The following is a 16,773-nucleotide window of genomic DNA, read 5'->3' as shown; positions in this document are numbered from 1 at the left end:
CGGCTTCCTTCAGACCCACAGTCACCCGCGGAACCCTTGCCATTGGCTAACCATTCCCCTTGCCGGGCTGATAGAGGACTCTCACCTCCGAGTAGGTGCACCCTGCCGGGCGCACCAAATGAAAAACCAGCCTGCTACCAGGCTGGTTTCTTTAACAATCAACCCAAAAATCAGGCTTGTGTCTTGCGGCGACGGACCGCCCCGGCCCCGGCCAGGGCCAGGCCGATCAAAGCCAGAGAACCCGGCTCGGGCAGCTTCTTGACGACGTTCAGCGCACCCTCAGACGTCACTTGCAGACTCACGCAAGGGCCGAAGGTCTTGCCACCGTCGAACGTGCAGCCACCGACGACGGGGCTGTTCGCATTGACCGTATTGGTAGTCGTCGCCTGGAACAGATAAGCGCCTGAGGCAAAGCCAGCTGCCAGCGAGGTACCGGTCGAATCAGCCACATCGAAGCCGAACAGTTGGTTAGCCACCTTGGCCAGCACCGTGCTGCTACCGGTCGTGCCGCCGATCACGTTCGTCGTGCTGGTGTCGCCACCCAGACCAATGATGCTGCCGGTCGAGACCGTTGTGCTGACACCGCCCACAACGGCGATCAGCGAAAAACTACCGCTCGTGAACGTGTAGTGGAAACCGGAACCGATCAGCGAATCGACATAACCAGCAACGTTGCTGAACGCCAGGTCCAACTCGTAAGGCTTGAGATCAGGGCCGACACCGAAGAAGTGCTGCGGGCCGAAGTCACCATTGCCGACGACGTTCTCGGTAATGTAGGTGACGGTGTTGATCGAACCCGTCTCCGTGAACTGTGCGCCAACGTAGGCGTTGCCGGAACCATTGAGCTGCTGAGTGACGTTGGCGGAACCGCCGCCAAGCACCAGATGGCCGATGTTCGTGTAGGTGTTGGTAACCGGAGAGCCGTGGGCGAAGCCAGGGATGGTGATCTGCCAGCCATCGAGAACCTGATAGGCCGCCATGGCAGGCGCGCTCACACAAGCCATCACGGCGGCAGCAGCCAACGCGCGCAGTGCAGTAGTGGACTTCATTCTGTTCCTCACTAAAAAGATTGACCCGGAAGGACCCGACCAACTCACGTTGATCTGCGACTTCAATGAAGCAATTGCTGTGCCAAATTATAAATTCCCTTTAATTTCAATGACTTGCAATCATTAAGCCGAGAGCGACGGGGGTGCGTGTAAGGTCTGCCGACACCCCGCAAACCCGGGCCAGACTCACAGTCGCGCCAGCAGGCTGCTCACGTCGGCCTGCAGCGGGAATGCGTTCCCGAGCGCGACCAGCCGTTGCAACTCCTCGCGAGCCTCGTTCTTGCGGCCGGCATCAACGTAAAAACGGGCCAGGCGAAGACGATACTCGTGCTGCTCGGGATCCAAGGACAGCGCCCGCTTCTGAAGGTCGATCGCCTTCTCCAGTTCCCCGGCGTCGGCCAGAAGCTGGGCGAGCGTATCCATGAAGGCCGGCTTGTTCGGTGCCAGTTGGTTCGCCATCTCCGCATAGGCGCGCGCGCCCGGCCTCTTGGCGAGGCTCAACACCCAGGCCAGGTTGTTTGCTGCGCTGGCATTGCGGGGGGCGAGTTTCAGCACCGTGAGATAGCGCTGTTCAGCAAGCCCGTAACTCTTCTGGACCAGGGCGACGTCGGCAAGATAGTGGATAAACGCTGCATCCTGGGGATGCCCTGCCAACCAATCCATTTCGAACTGCTTCGCCTCGGCCGACTTCTGCCCCGCCATAAGAACTCGATGCAGCTTGATCGCCAATTCGGCGGTCGGCAGCAGTTTCAGCGCCGAGCGGTAGGCCGCCCCCGCCGCCGCCCAGTTGCTCTGTGTGACATGAATGTCGCCCTCAAGGGCGTAGCCAAGAGGGTCGTCCGGATGCTGGGCCCGTATCTCGCTCGCGATCTTGTGCGCCTGGGCCGGATTGCCAGCAGCCAACTCGGCCCGAAGCAGCGCCACCTGCCCGGGCTGAAAGTCGGGTTTGATGCTCAGGGCACGCTTGACGGTGGCTGTCGCGCTGGCCTTGTCACCACGAGCCGAGTAAAGCTGGGCCAGCAACATATAGGGTTCAGGCGTATTGGGCCGCAGCGAAATCAGCTTGTTGAAAGAGCTGATCGCCTGGTTGCCGTCACCGGCAAGCGCCTGAACCTGGGCCAGGAACCGCCAAGCCTCGGCACTGTCCGGCACGGCCGTGACGGCATCCTGCGCGCTGGCCAACGCGCTCTTGATGTCCTTGGCCTTCATTTGCAGTTCAATGAGCGCCAGGCGTGGCTGCATCTCGCCAGGCGCCTGCCTGATCAGCTTTGACAGCGTCGCCACCAGTTCGTCCGTGCCGGCGCCGGCCTTGGCACGCAGCGTCACGATCGCCATGTTCGCAGTGATATTCCCGGGGTCAACCGCCAGGATATTCTCGTAGCGCGCCATCGCGGCGTCGGGGTGCTTGTCGTCGACATCAAGCTCGGCCAGGCTCGACACGGCGGGAAGGTACACAGGGTCGAGTTTGACCGCCTCTTCGAACGCTGCTCGCGCCTTATCCTTGTTGCCGCGCAGCAGTTCGATGCGCCCACGCAGATTCGGCGGCACGGGCTTGTCGGGCATCTTGGCCTGAAGTCTGGTCACGGCCTTCAAAGCCCGCTCCCAGTCCTTGCGCTCCGTCAAAGCGGAAACCAGTGCCATGTCGGCAATCGTGCCGGAATCTGTGCTGGCAATCGTCTGCAGCGCTGCCAACCCGGAGTCCGACTTGCCCCTGGCCATCTGCAATAGCGCCAGCGCGACCTGATTGCGGATGCTTTTTGGATCGGCCTTGGTGGCCTTGGAAAAGAACTCTTCGGCACGCCGCCCATCGCCCAACTGCAGGTAGGCTTCACCTGCAGCGGTCAAAGCCGCGGCATCGCCGCCCCCCTCCGCCAGCAAGGGCTGAAGCACCGCAAGGGCCTTGGCAGCACTGCCGGTTCGCAGATTCGTCTGCGCCAACAGCAATCGCGCCTTCACAAAATCCGGTGCGACCTGGATCGCCTTGCTCAACTGCTTGTCGGCTTCCAATAGCGCGCCGCGGCGATATTCGACAACACCGGCCACGTAGAGACTTTGCGGGTCATCGGCCGAAAGAGACAACAGCGCGACCGCATGTTCATGAGCCTCGTCGAGCTGATTTTTCTCGAGTGCCAGCATGATCGAAAAGACCCGGAACTGCACCGCCCCGCCCCTGAGCGTGCGCAGCGGGTCCAGTTCCTTTTTCGCGTCGGCCAAATCCTTTTTGGCCAGCAGCGCAGCCACGAGCCCAGCCCGCGCATTAGGGCTGGATTTGTCGATCGACAGGGCCTCGCGGAAAGCCGCGATGGCGTCATCCGACCGACCTAGCGAGTTCAACAACTCGCCCTTCAATTGAGTTGCATCGGCGGTCTTGCCTGATTTCTCAGACAGGGCGTCAAGTTCCCTGAGCGCTTCGCCGGCTCCAACGCTTACCGACAACAACCGGATCCGGACCAATTGGGCATGCCGGCTAAGGCCATCCAGTGCGACGGCAGCCGCAGCGAGTTCCATCGCCTTGGCCTGCTTGCCCGACAGGTTGTAAGTCGTCGCCAGCGTCGCTTTCAAGTCGGCGTTCGCCGCGGCAGACCCCAGCTGTGTATCGCCATAGGCACGCAGCAGCTTGTCGCGCTCCCCCGCAGCCAGCATGGCCTGCGCCAGCAAGGGGACGACGTCGTCAGCCGAATACCCGAGATCGCGCGCCTTCTCCAATTCGATGATGGCCCCACGGGCATCCCCCAAATGCAGTGAGGTCTTGCCCAGAAGGAAACGCGCCTCGGCCAAGGAAGAGTTCTCCTGCAACGCATTCTTCAACTGCAGAACCGCGGCGGCATCATCTTTCTTGCCAAGGGCAGTCTTGGCTTCCACGAGATATTGATCCGCAGTCTTGCTGAAGCACCCAGCCACCAGAACGCTCGCAAGCAGCAACCCGCCGGCTCCCATGCACTTGACGCCCACTCCCGATGACGAAAATTTTTTCATGACATTCGCGATTGAGAAAAAAAGCCCGGCGAGCCGCTGTCGCGACAGCACCGCTGAACAGCAGTCCACACCATCCGAGGCGCCCCCGCCTGTGCGTCCGGTCGAATGCACATGAATGGAGGCGCTTCGTGCAACTTGGGGTTGCAGAACTCCGCTTGCCAACCAGACCGGCCGCACAAGACCAATTCAGGTTGCCGCACAGACGACAAGCCAGGTCGAGCAGCGCCGCAAAAATCAGTCACGGTGACCTAACGCCAACAACGGGCAGGACGGCAGCGATTGCAGGCGGAACATGAGCGCTCCCCTCGGCTCCTCGGAGCCATTGCCAAGGTCGTCGAAGCCGTTTGAAGTCGATGGGTTCACGAATCACCTCAAAGTGAAGGGATCGTATCAACTAAAGTCTCGCGGCCCGGGAGCCGGCCACCCGAACCGGGTGGGCGGCGGAGGCCGTTTGAGGTTCGTCCCTTCGCTCCGAGGCGTCGCCGTGAGACGCCACTGCGGCTTCATTTCGCCGCCTTGGCAGACTCGATCAAAGGCACGATCGACGCGGCCGGGATGGCATAGCTGATGCCCGAAGGCTGGGTCAGCGCCGACTCCTTGCCGGCCTTGGTCAGCACCATGTTGATGATGCCGACGACCTCGCCGGTTTCCTGGTCCAGCACGGGTCCGCCGCTGTTGCCCGGGTAGGCCGTGGCGTCGAGCTGCAGGATGTCGAAGCTGCCGGCGCGCAGCTGGCGCAGCGCGCGCGGATCGAGGCTGCGCGCATTGGCCGCGGGCAGCGAGATCGGCGTGATCGCGGAAACGATGCCGCGGTGGCTGACCGTCGAGAAGCCGAGCGCGCCGCCGATGGGAAAGCCCATGAACAGCACGGCCCGCCCCTCCTTGGCGAGCGTCGGGTCGGCGATGCGCAGCGCCGGCACGGGCGCGCCGTCGAAGCTCAGCGCGACGAGGTCGTGGGCCCGGTCCAGCGCGGCGATGCGGGCCAGGCGCAGGCCCCATTCGCCGTTGGTCGCGCGCACCTGGATGCTGATGCGCTGCTCGGCCTCGGCCACGTCGGGCGCGGGCAGCACGTGGGCATTGGTGATGACGAGGCTGCCGTCGGCGACCGCGAAGCCGGTGCCATGAAAGCCGAACCGCGGGCTGTCCGTCGGCGAATAGGTGCCGACCAGGACGATGGAAGGCTTGCTGCGTTCGATCAGCGCGGGCAGGTCGGCGGCGCTCGTCCACAGCGGCGCCAGACCGAGCAGGCAGGTCAGGGCGCGGCGCTTCATCGCAGCAGCTCGCGGGAGGTGAGGCTGACTTCGAGAGCCGCGACGCAGCGGCACCAGGCATCGTCGGGCTCTTCGACCCGGAAACCGTAGAAACGGCTGTTGTCGGACTGTTTGCAGCGCACCACGCACACCTCGTTATGCGACCAATCCATGCGGCCAAGCTGCACGCGCGCCACGCCGCGCCCATGAAGCGGCAGGTCGAGCCGCGATTCGGCCTGGAAGCCGGAAAGGGAAATCTCGACGATGTCGAACACGAAGATGCGCTCGGCACCGTCGACCTCGAGCCTGAATTCGGCCGGCGCCCGCAGCGAATGGCGCTGGTGGCGGCGCAGCACATGACCGGTGGACGCGCCCTGATCGACGGGCGGCAGCACGCGCCGGTACTCGGGGGTGTCGTAGATGGACCAGAGCAGGGCCTTGCGGCGGTCGTCCAGCCTCGCAAGCACCTGGGTGCGCCGGTTGAAGAAGTGATCCAGCAGTTGCGGCGTCATGACGGGGTCGTTGGTCGTGAAGTAGCGGCGCCGCGGCAGCTTGATCTGGGGCAGCTCCAGCTCGAAAAAATACGCATGCAGGTTCTTGTGCGGCGGCCGCCCCTTGTAGGCGCGCCTGAAGGCGGCGGCGGCCGACGGCAGATCCAGCGTCGCGCCGACGGCCGGTGCGCCGTTGGCGAAATCGTATGCCGCCACGGGCTCCTCCCGCAGCCGCTCGAAGAACAGCACGGCTTCATAGAGATCGCTCTGGTCCGGGTGCACCGCGATGACGAGGTGCCGGGTGTCCGACATCCTGGTGCAGTATTCCCGCACGAACTTCATCAGCGGGAACAGGATGCTGCCGCCGGCCTCGCGGAACTCGGCGTGAACGGCAAGCGCGGAGACCTCGGCGATGGGGCCCTGCTGCCGGCGCACCCGCCCGAGGTCGAAGGCGCTCTGCAGCGGGAAGCCGAAAACGCCCTCGCGGATGATCGAGACCGTGCCGACGACGCGGCCCTCCCATTTGGCGCACAGCGTCGTCGTCGTGGGCAGCGCATGGTAGATCGTGACCCGCATGCCCGATGGGTCGGGCTTCATGAAGCCGCAGCCGACATAGGCGTCGTGCAGGAGCCTGAAGCAGTCCTCCAGTTCATCCCGGGTCTCGGCCACCTTGAGTTCGAGCCGCAGGTCGGGATCGGGGTCGCAGTCCACCAGGGCCCGGCACAGGGCAAAACGGGCTCGCGCCGGCACGCGGGCCAGCAGCCGCCGCATCGTCCGGCGCAGCCATCGCGTCGCAGGAGGGCGTCGACTTCTGCTCATGGCGGGCTCCCCGGGGGGCTGATGAAAACGCGGCACGCCACGGACCTGTCAACCCGGACGTTAGAGCGTGGCCAGCATGCGCTGGACTTCGGCCTGAAGATCAAAGCGCGCCCCCAGCTGCGCCAAGCGCGTCAGCTCGGCCTTGGCCTGCTCCCTCTTGCCGGCCTGCAGCAGATAGCTGGCCAGGTGCAGGCGGTGCAGATGATTCTCGGGTGCCAGTGCCAGCGCCTGCTGCTGGGCTTGGACCGCGGCATCGTACTGCGTCGCGGCGGCACGGATCTCGGCCAAGGTGTCCCAGAAATCGGGCTGGCGCGGGGCCAGCGTGACGGCCCGGTCGGCAAAGTCGAGCGCGGCATCCGCCCTGCCCTGCCTGCCCATGACCCAGGCCAGGTTGTTGAGCAGCGCCGGGTTCTGCGGCTGCAGCGCCAGCGCCTGCCTGAAGCGGGCTTCGGCCACGTCGAGGCGGCGCGCACGCAGCGCCGTCTCGGCGAGATAGCTGATGAAGCGGGAGTCCCTGGGCTCGTCCGCCAGCCGCTTGCGCTCGAAGGCGAGCGCGGCATCTGCCCTGCCGGCGCGCACCAGGGCCTGATGCAGGCCCACGGCCAGCGCGCCCGCGGGGTTCCTGACGAGTGCCGCCGTGTAGGCATGCACGGCCTCGTCAAAGCGTTCCTGCCGGGCCAACACGTCGCCTTCCAGCGCCAGGCCCTGCCAGCCGGCCTTGTCGCGCGCCTGCAGCTGCCTGGCGACCTGCAGGGCCTGCGCCGGCTGGCCGTCGGCGTTCAGCAGCAAAGCCTCGCTGCGGTAGAGCGCCGGCTCGTCCGGCAGTACCTCGACGCCATGCTTCAGCGCCCGCAGCGCCCGGGCGTTGTCGCCGGCCTGGCGGTAGGCCTGGGCCAGCCACAGATGGGCCTGCGGCAGCTTGGGCTTGAGCGCCAACAGGCGCGTGAAGCTCTTGCTCGCCAGATTGGCCTCGCCACCGAGCAGTTGCGCCTGGCCCAGGGCCGCCAGCAGTTCGGGGTCATCGCCCAGCAGATTGACGCTCTCCTGCGCAACCTCGGCGGCCTGCCGCGCGTCGGGTTTGGACAGCAGCACGCGGATCAGGTCCAGCCGCAGCTCGCGCGAGCCCGGCACCAGCTTGACGGCCTGGCGGGCCATGGCGACGAGTTGGTCGCTGGATGCACCGCGGTCGATCTCCAGCCGCAGCAGGGCCGAGCGGGCGGCGCTGTTGGCGGGGTCTTTCTCGAGCAGCTTCTGGAAGCGGGCCCGCGCCGCCTCGGGGCGCCTGTCGGCGAGGTCCAGGCCGGCGAGCGCCGCCGTGGCCTGCGTGTTGGCCGCATCGGCCTTCAGCACGGCATCGAAGGCTTCGCGGGCCTGCGCGACGTTGTCGCGCGCCAGTTCGAGGCGGCCGCGCAGCATCTCGGCGACGAGCTTGCCCTCGGGCTTGGCTTCAAGGACGCGCAGGGCTTCCAGCGCAGCGTCGAAGCGGCGCAGGCGCGCCAGCTGGTCGACCAGCGTCGTGTCCGGCGTCAGATCCGGCGTCGAAGCGCCCACCGCGCGCAGCTGCTTCAGGCCTTCATCGACCTCGCCCCTGCCGATGCGCGCCACCGCCAGGCCGACACGCCCCTGCACGTTCTGCGGGTCGGCGTCGACGGCGCGCGCCAGCCATTGCTCGGCCTTGGCGCCGTCGCCGCCGCGCGCGGTCGCGGCGGCCGCCAGCACCAGGGCCTCGGCAGGCGCAGGGTCGCGCTTCAGCAGCGGCTGCAGGGTCTGCAGGCATTTGTCGGCATCGCCCCGGCGCAGCAGCGTCTGGGCCAGCAGCATGCGCGGTCGCAGCGGCTCCGGCGCGGCCGCCACCGCCTTGCCGAGCAGGTCGACGGCGCGGTCCAGCGAGTTCCTGCGCGCTTCGACGGCACCGGCGAGATAGAGCAGGTCGACGTTGTCGGGCGACTGCTTCAGCAGGTTCTCGCCCAGCTCCTGGGCGACCTGCAGTTCGCCCTGCTCCAGCTTGATCCAGGCCTTGTAGTAGCGGGTCAGCACGCTGCCGGCATCGACCTTCTCCAGCGCCGCCAGCGTGGCCGTCGCGCCCGGCAGGTCGCCGGCCGACATCAGCAGCGGCAGCAGGCTGGCGTAGCCCTGGGCCGCGGCGGGGTTGAGCTGGATCGCCTGCGCATAGCTCCGGCGCGCGGCGTCGGCCTGCCCGGCGGCCTGCTGCAGGTCGCCCAGCGTCAGCCAGTTCGAGTCGGACTTGGGGTCCGCGGCAATCAGGCCCTGGGCCCGGGCGATGGCCGCCGGCACGTCGCCCCGCCGCGCGATGATGCGGGCCTGCAGCTGCAGCGCCTCGGGCAGCCCCGGCACCGCGTCGAGCGCCTGCCTGACGCTGGCCTCGGCCGGCTCGGCCTGCCCCCCGGCGAGATGGGCTCGCGCGAGGCTGAGCTGCAGCGCCGCCATCCCCCCGGGCTCGTTCAGCGTCGCCTGCGCAAAGCGGATCAAGACCTCCTCGTGGCGGCCCTGCTGGCTCAAGGCGCGGGCCAGCAGCGGCACGACCAGGTTGGCGTCATAGCCCTGGCGTTCCGCGCGTTCGAGCTCGGCGTAGGCACTCCGTGCGTCGCCCTGGCGCAGCAGGGCCGAGCCGAGCAGGAAGCGCGCCTCGGCCAACGACGCATCCTTCTGCAGCGCGTTCCTGAACTCGATGGCCGCGCCGCGCAGGTCGCTGGCCTGCAGCTTGGCCTTGCCGGACTTCAGATACTGCTCGGCGCTGTTGCCGGAACACCCCGACAGCAGCATGGCAGCGGCCAGCAGCATGGCCGCCCCCCACGAGGGGCGCCCGCGTTTCTCTCTGGCCATCGTCACTTGATCTGCAGCCGATTCATCAGGTCGTAGAGCGTCGGGCGGCTGATGCCGAGCAGCTCGGCCGCGCGGACGATGTTGCCGTCGGTGCGCGCCAGCGCCGTGATGACGGCCTGGCGCTCGGCGCTCTCGCGCACGGTGCGCAGATCCAGCGTGCTGGCGCCGCCGGCAGCGGGCTCGGGCGCCGCGCGCAGGCCGAGGTCGGCCGCGGTGATGCGGTCCTCCTCGGCCATGATGACGGCGCGCTTGAGCATGTTCTGCAGCTCGCGCACATTGCCCGGCCAGCGATGCGCTTCGAGGGCGCGCACGGCATCGTCGGCCAGCGTCGGCACGGGGCGGCGCATCTCGGTCGCGAAGCGGCGCGCGAAGGCGTGCGACAGCAGCACCGGATCACCCAGGCGCTCGCGCAGCGGCGGGATGTCGACGACGATCTCGGCGAGGCGGTAGTAGAGATCCTCGCGGAAGCGGCCGTCGGCGATGCGCGCCCTGAGATCCTGGTGGGTCGCGCCGACGACGTGCACGTCGATCGGGATTTCCTGGCGGCCACCGACGCGCTCGATGACGCGCTCCTGCAGGAAGCGCAGCAGCTTGGCCTGCAGCGGCATCGGCAGGTCGCCGATCTCGTCCAGCATCAGCGTGCCGCCGTTGGCCGTCTCGATCTTGCCGAGCGTGGACTTGTTGGCGCCGGTGAAGGCGCCCTTCTCGTAGCCGAAGAGCTCGCTCTCCAGCAGCGTCTCGGGGATGGCCGCGCAGTTGATCGCGACGAAGCGGCCCTTGCGCTTGGACGCGTCGTGCAGCCCCTGGGCCAGCACCTCCTTGCCGGTGCCGCTCTCGCCGAGCAGCAGCACGGTGGCGTCGCTGGGCGCCACCTTCTCGATCATGCGGCAGACGCGCTGCATGCCGGGGTCGCGCGTGACGAGGCCGGAGAAGACATCGCTGCTCTGCTGCATCTGCAGCCGGCGGTTCTCCTGCTGCAGCTCGTAGAGGCGGTAGGCGCGCTCGACGGTCAGCGCCAGCACGTCGGGGTCGACCGGCTTGGCGAGGAAGTCGTAGGCCCCCATGCGGATGGCGCGCAGCGCGTTGTCCTGGTCGTTCTGGCCGGTCAGCACGATGACCTTCACGGCCGGGTCGAGCTCCAGCAGCTTCTCCAGGCACTTGAAGCCCTCGGAGACCGAGTCGCGGTCCGGCGGCAGGCCCAGATCCATCGTGACGACGGCGGGGTTATGGCGACGGAACTGCAGCACGGCGCTGGCGACGTCGTCGGCCGTGACGGACTCGAAGCGGTCCAGCGACCACTTCAGCTGCTTCTGCAGCGCGAGGTCGTCCTCGACGATCAGCAGCGGGGCGTGGCGGGGCGTGCTCATCGTGCGTCGAGTGCCGTCAGCGGGGCGCCTGCCTGCGCATGGAACAGGGGCAGCAGCAGGGTCACGGTCGTGCCCCGGTTCAGTTCGCTTTGCACGCTGATCTTGCCTCCCAGTTCCTGGACGTATTGATAGCTCTCATGGGCCCCGATCCCCATGCCGCTGGCCTTGGTGGTCTGGAAGGGCTTGAAGAGACGATTCTGGATGAAATCCTCGCTCATCCCGCAGCCGCTGTCCTCCACGCGAACGCGGGCCTGGCTGCCCTCGGCGTCCAGCGTCAGCCGCACCCGGCCGCTGGCGGGCGTCGCGTCGAAGGCGTTCTGCACGACGTGGCCGAGCACGCGCTCGACGCGCTCCGCATGGCCACGCGTGCTGACGCCGGGCTGCAGATCCAGCTCCAGCACGCGGTCCTTGCTGGCCGCCGCCGCGGCCAGCCGCCGGGCGATCTGCTCCAGGTCGACGCCGCTGGCCAGGCCATGGGGCTTGTCGCCCTCGCGCAGCTGCAGCATCAGCTGGCGCATCTTCTCGAGCGAGTTCTCGACGGTGTCGAGCATGTCCTGCTGGAACTCGGGGTTGTCGCGCAGGCGCTTGGCGTTCTTCATCATCAGCGACAGCTGGGTGACGATGTTCTTCAGGTCGTGCACGACGAAGGCCGACATGCGGTTGAAGGCGTCGAACTTGCGCGCCTCCAGCAGCGCCTCGGTGGCCTGGGCCTGGGCGAGATAGCCCGATGCCTGGCTGGCCGCGGTGCGCAGCAGGTCGCGCACCTCCCAGTTCAGCTCGACGAAGGCGCGCGGCCGGCCGAGCACGACGAAGCCGATCAGGGCTTCGCCGACCAGCAGCGGGATGAGCAGCCAGCAGCGCGCCTCGTCGACCAGCCAGCCCGGCAGCTCCAGCCCCGGATAGGCATCGCGGCGGCGGCGCCATTCGTCGACGTCGATGATCCAGGCCCGCTCGCGCCAGAACTGGGCCAGCGCGGCATCGCGCGCCTCGCTGCCCGGCTGCGCTGGCAGGTTCCAGCGCGCGGCCTGCACGAAGTCGGCATTGGGCGCGCGCTGCAGCCACAGCATGCCGCCCGAGCTCTCGACCAGATTGGCCAGCGCCCGCACGACGGTCTCGGCGGTGTGCTGGGGCTCGGCGCTGCTGGACAGCAATGCGGTGAAGCGCAGCCACTCCTCGCGGTAGTCGTAGCGGTAGCTGAAGAAGTTCTTGCTGATGTAGACGCGCAGCCGCGAGCGCATCGAGCCCGACGCCACCAGCAGGGCCAGCGCAACGAGGGCCACGAAGACCAGCGCGACCGACAGCGCCCGCCCCCACTCGCCGCCGGTGTAGCGGACGTAGTAGCCGACCGCCGCGACCATCAGCAGATAGACGCCCACGAGCAGCAGCGTCGCCGAATGGAAGACAGCCGCACGTGACACATGCAGCTTGAGCAGCCAGTCCGCATGGCGCCGCGACGCGACATAGAGCAGCGGCACGGCCGCCGCGTGCACGAGCGGGCGCACGCTGACCGCATCGCCGTCGAAGCGCTGGAACAGCGCGGCCTGCGAGGCGATGAACAGATCGAAGACGAAGATCGCGCCGAGGCCGAGGCAAACCGGTTTGGCGTTCCAGCGCGCGTCCGGCGCGGCATTGCTCAGCACCTGCTCGACCAGCACGAGGCCCAGCACCGCCTGCGCCAGCGCGACGAAGGCCTGGGGGCGGGACAGCGCGCCCGCCACCATCTGCTCGCCCAGCAGGATCAGGCCCAGTTGCAGCGTGACGACCAGCACCACCAGGGGTCGGATCGGCCCCATGCCACCGGCGCGCCGGGCCGGCGGCAGCAGCATCAGCATGAAGACAAACCACAGCGCAAAGCGCATCAGGTCGGCGCCTGCAACGACCCAGTCCGGCAGCTTGTCGGACCAGTGCCGCAGGCCGTCGTCCAGGCTGACGCCGGCCCAGAGGGCGCTGGCCGTCAATGCCGCCCCGAAGACGATGGCCAGGGCCGTGACCGGCAGATGCCCACGCAACAGCCGCTGCGCAAAATACAGCGCGAACAGCACGTAGGCCGCGCAGCAGACCAGCTCGCTCAGACTGCTCAGCGACGCGACGGGGGCAAGCACCCCGAGCAGGGTGTCGACGGAGGATTCCGGATCGGCAGGAGGCATGCGGGATTCAAACATGCCCGGCGCCGCGCGCGCATCGGCAGTTGGCCCGGCGCCGGGTCACGGCGCGCCCTGGCAGCGGGATCAGCGCGCGCCCTTGCCGGTCAGCACGACGGCCACCGTCTCCAGCATGATCAGCAGATCGAGGAAGAGCGAGTGGTTCTTGACGTAGTAGAGGTCGTACTGCAGCTTCTCGACCGAATCCTCGATCGTCGAGCCGTATTCGTAGCGCACCTGGGCCCAGCCCGTCACGCCCGGCTTCACGCTGTGGCGCACGGCGTAGTAGGGGATCTTGCTGATCAGCTCGTCGACGAAGAACTGGCGCTCCGGGCGCGGGCCGACCATGCTCATCTCGCCCACGAGCACGTTGAAGAGCTGCGGCAGTTCGTCGATGCGCACCTTGCGGATGAAGCGGCCGACGCGCGTCACGCGGTCGTCGTTTTTGGTGGCCCAGCGCGGCTTGCCGTCCTTCTCGGCATCGGTGCGCATGCTGCGGAACTTGATGACGTTGAAGGGCACGCCGTTCAGGCCGATTCGCTCCTGGCGGTACAGCACCGGGCCGCGCGACTCGATGCGGATGGCCAGCGCGGCGACGAGCATGATCGGCCAGGCGACGGCGAGGATCAGCGCCGCGAAGACCAGGTCGCAGACGCGCTTGATCGCGGCGCGCAGCATGCCCTGGCTGAAGCCGTCGCCGAACACCAGCCAACCCGCGTTGACGTGCTTGATGTTGATCTGGGCCAGCGTCTTCTCGAAGTGGGTCGCGATGTCGACGACGCGCACGCCGGACAGCTTGCAGTCCAGCAACTGGCGCAGCGGCATGCTGCCGCCGCGGCGCTCGGTCAGCGCGACGACGATCTCGTCGACGTTGTGCTTGAGCGCGGCCTCGGTCAGGTTGGCGCCCTCGTTGATGATCTCGGCGCGCGGTACCTCGGGCTGGTCCTCGTTGGGACCGGCGTAGTAGCCGACGATCTGCGCATGCGGATCGGAGGTGCGCAGCGTGTTGCCGACGGCGCGGGCGGCGGCGCCGGTGCCGAAGATCAGGATGCGGCTGCGCATCCGGGCCTGGGTGCCGGAATGCGCCGCGTAGACGCGATGCACCATGACGGCCGCGACGGCCGCCATGGCCACCAGCGTCAGCAGGTCGCGATGGCTGGTGTTGGACGGCACCAGGCTGAAGATGGCATAGGCCAGCGGCAGGCCGAACAGCAGGCCGAACAGCGCACGCGCGCAGGACTCGGTGACGGAGCGGTTGTGCACATGCTGGTAGAAGCCGGTGGCGGAATTGATGACGAACATGCAACCGGCCAGCGACAACCCGTGCGAGGCGGCAAAGGGCAGCACGGTCTGGGCCGCCTCACCCTGGCTCAGCACGACGGCGATGACGGCAAAGACAATCAGGCCGAGGTCGAAGAAGACCTGGAGCAGCGTCTGCTTGTGCAGGTAATGGTTGAATATTCGAATCATTTCTATCCCCGATCAATACTGCCCGGCGTCGCCCTGCAACTGCAATTCGATCAACGGAATTCGAACCAATATCGATATTCCATTCCTCTCATCGCGGAAGCCGCCGGCCGGCTCGGCCAACGGCTGCGGACCACCTCGGAGACCGCCCGGATGGGCTCTCGATGCCCCGCCGCTTGACGCCGCCATGACCACCGCCGACCACCCTTGATCGCGCCGGAATCATGCCTCCAGGCCCAGGGCTTGAAAGCCCCCCGTTTGGAGGGGGCCCGAAGCTTGAATCCGGCTCGCGTCGACGCAGCCCGCCGCCCCCGCCCAGCCTCGTTTTCAGACCGGGCGGCAGTAGACCCGAAAGCCGGCGACATCAACATGACACCCGGGTCAACGCGCCTGGCAAAGCGTGCGAAACGCACAACCGTGCGTCTGGGAAATGGCAATCGGGGGGGGTTCAAGACAGGCCGGCAAGCGCCCCGGGGGCGGAAATCCGAACCGCGTGAATACTGCCCAAACCGGCGATGCCGGCACAATATTCACGAATTATTCGGCAGACCTGTCGCAACCCTCATTCAATTGTCGTCTTGGTATCCGCATATGGCGGACGGCGGCCCGGATGCCGGCGCGGCGTCATAAAAAAAGCCCGCCGGGCGGCGGGCTTGGGGTTGCGGCGAACCGCAGCCGGGGGCTTAGCGGACAACGGCCAGTTGCTCGCGGGCACCGCCCTTGTAGGTGTAGAGGGTCAGGGCGCCGTTCTTGATGTCGCCCTTCTCGTCGAAGGAGATCACGCCCGTCACGCCCTTGTAGCCGGCGGTCTTGGCCAGCACCGGCAGATACTTGGCCGGCTCGGCGGAACCCGCCTTGGCCATCGCGGCGACCATCACGTTGACGGCGTCGTAGACGTAAGGCGCATAGATCTGCACGTCGACGTTGAACTTGGACTTGAACTTGGACTTGAAATCGTCCATCGACTTCTTGGCTTCGCCTTCCACGCCGCCGGCTTCCGCGCAGACGACCTGGCCGTCACCCATGGTGCCGGCGGCCAGCTTGGGCAGCTCGCCCGTGCAGATGCCGTCGCCGCCCATGAACTTGGCTTCGATGCCGAGCTGCTTCATCTGGCGCAGCATCGGGCCGGCCACGGCGTCCATGCCGCCGAAGAAGACGACGTCGGGCTTCTTGCCCTTCAGGGAGGTCAGGATGGCGGTGAAGTCCGTGGCCTTGTCGTTCGTGAACTCACGGCCGACGACCTTGCCGCCCGCGCCCTTGACGCCCTTCTCGAACTCATCGGCAACGCCCTGGCCATAGGCCGTGCGGTCGTCGATGACGGCGATGGACTTGCCGTGCAGTTGCGTGACCGAGTATTTGCCCAGCGTGCCACCCAGGTGCACGTCGTCGGCCACGACGCGGAAGGTGGTCTTGTAGCCGTTGCGGGTGAACTTGGGATTGGTCGCCGACGGCGAGATCTGCGGGATGCCGGCGTCGCTGTAGACCTTGGAGGCCGGGATGGAGGTGCCGGAGTTCAGGTGGCCGACGACGCCGTTGACCTTCGAGTCGACCAGCTTCTGGGCGGCTGCCGTGCCCTGCTTCGGGTCGCCGGCATCGTCTTCGGCCAGCAGCTCGAACTTGGCCTTCTTGCCGCCGATCATGACGCCCTTGGCGTTCAGTTCCTCGATGGCCAGGCGGGCGCCCAGCTCATTGTCCTTGCCCAGGTGGGCAATGGCGCCGCTGGTCGGGCCGACGTGGCCGATCTTGACGACCAGATCCTGGGACATCGCAGCACCGCTGAGCAGTGCGGCCACGGCGCCTACCACCAGATTCAACTTGACTTGCATGGATCAACTCCAGTTTGAAAGAGAGAGGAACAGACAGACAACTGTTGAGTTTTCAACCGATTGAACATACCCCAAATCCGGGGGGCTCTCATTCGGGAAAGCGTGGACGCGGCGTTGTCAACCGGCCGCAGAGAAATGTTCCAGCCGGGCGCCCGCCTGCTGGTAGATGCGGTAGCGGGCGCGGCCCGCGCGGACGCTCTCGGGCCCGCTGCCGACGACCTCCAGCACGCGCTCGAATTCAAGCGCCGCGGAGGGCATGTCGTCACCCAGGTTCAGCAGCAGGCCGCGATGCGGCAGCGCGGCCGCGTCGACAAGGAGCAACACCTCGCCGGGCACCGGCGGCGTCGCGCCGTCCCAACGCCGGTGCGGGATGAACTCGGTCGCATCGAAGCTCCACAGCAGGCCGTCCAGCGCCGCCGCCTGGGCGGCCGGCACGCAGACGCCCACCGGCTTGCCCGAAGCGAGTGCGCGACGGATCAGCCGGCAGGCATAGCGCAGCGGCTCGGCCGCATCGCTGTAGAAGCTGACCTGCAGCGACACAGT

General features: G+C 67.1%; 10 protein-coding genes. All 10 read right to left on the bottom strand.

What is annotated here, in order from left to right; translation table 11 throughout:
• Positions 1-170 precede the first annotated feature (170 nt).
• The gene (locus tag NYP07_RS22840; RefSeq protein WP_268154316.1) at positions 171-1,049 is read right to left on the bottom strand and encodes a PEP-CTERM sorting domain-containing protein; all 879 of its coding nucleotides are present in this window, start codon (positions 1,047-1,049) and stop codon (positions 171-173) included.
• 186 nt (positions 1,050-1,235) lie between these two features.
• Positions 1,236-4,076: an XrtA/PEP-CTERM system TPR-repeat protein PrsT gene (gene prsT / locus NYP07_RS22835; protein WP_268154314.1), complete on the bottom strand. Its 2,841-nt coding sequence runs from the start codon at positions 4,074-4,076 to the stop codon at positions 1,236-1,238.
• Positions 4,077-4,528: 452 nt separating this feature from the next.
• Positions 4,529-5,296: a S1C family serine protease gene (locus tag NYP07_RS22830; protein ID WP_268154312.1), complete on the bottom strand. Its 768-nt coding sequence runs from the start codon at positions 5,294-5,296 to the stop codon at positions 4,529-4,531.
• Positions 5,293-6,585, bottom strand: coding sequence for an N-acyl amino acid synthase FeeM domain-containing protein (locus NYP07_RS22825; RefSeq protein WP_268154310.1), 1,293 nt, complete (start codon positions 6,583-6,585; stop codon positions 5,293-5,295). Before NYP07_RS22825 ends, NYP07_RS22830 begins: the two co-directional genes overlap by 4 nt.
• Before the next feature lie 60 nt (positions 6,586-6,645).
• Complete coding sequence (gene prsT, locus NYP07_RS22820) at positions 6,646-9,429, bottom strand: XrtA/PEP-CTERM system TPR-repeat protein PrsT (RefSeq protein WP_268154308.1); 2,784 nt, start codon at positions 9,427-9,429, stop codon at positions 6,646-6,648.
• A 2-nt stretch (positions 9,430-9,431) separates the two neighbouring features.
• Complete coding sequence (gene prsR, locus NYP07_RS22815; protein WP_268154306.1) at positions 9,432-10,796, bottom strand: PEP-CTERM-box response regulator transcription factor; 1,365 nt, start codon at positions 10,794-10,796, stop codon at positions 9,432-9,434.
• Positions 10,793-12,943, bottom strand: coding sequence for an XrtA/PEP-CTERM system histidine kinase PrsK (prsK, locus tag NYP07_RS22810; RefSeq protein WP_268154304.1), 2,151 nt, complete (start codon positions 12,941-12,943; stop codon positions 10,793-10,795). Before prsK ends, prsR begins: the two co-directional genes overlap by 4 nt.
• A gap of 81 nt (positions 12,944-13,024) precedes the next feature.
• Positions 13,025-14,407 (bottom strand): TIGR03013 family XrtA/PEP-CTERM system glycosyltransferase, encoded by a 1,383-nt coding sequence (locus NYP07_RS22805; RefSeq protein WP_268154302.1) that lies wholly within the window; start codon positions 14,405-14,407, stop codon positions 13,025-13,027.
• 680 nt (positions 14,408-15,087) lie between these two features.
• On the bottom strand, positions 15,088-16,230 hold the full coding sequence (locus NYP07_RS22800; RefSeq protein ID WP_268154300.1) for a branched-chain amino acid ABC transporter substrate-binding protein: 1,143 nt from the start codon (positions 16,228-16,230) through the stop codon (positions 15,088-15,090).
• A 117-nt stretch (positions 16,231-16,347) separates the two neighbouring features.
• A complete protein-coding gene (locus NYP07_RS22795) occupies positions 16,348-16,770 on the bottom strand; it encodes a DNA polymerase III subunit chi (RefSeq protein WP_268154298.1) in 423 nt (140 codons plus the stop codon).
• Positions 16,771-16,773: the final 3 nt, after the last annotated feature.

Origin of the sequence: Pelomonas aquatica (assembly GCF_026712205.1) — a bacterium.
Lineage (GTDB): Bacteria > Pseudomonadota > Gammaproteobacteria > Burkholderiales > Burkholderiaceae_C > Pelomonas > Pelomonas aquatica.
The sequence above is the reverse complement of the archived record's forward strand: the minus strand, read 5'-3'. Positions and strand labels throughout refer to the sequence as shown.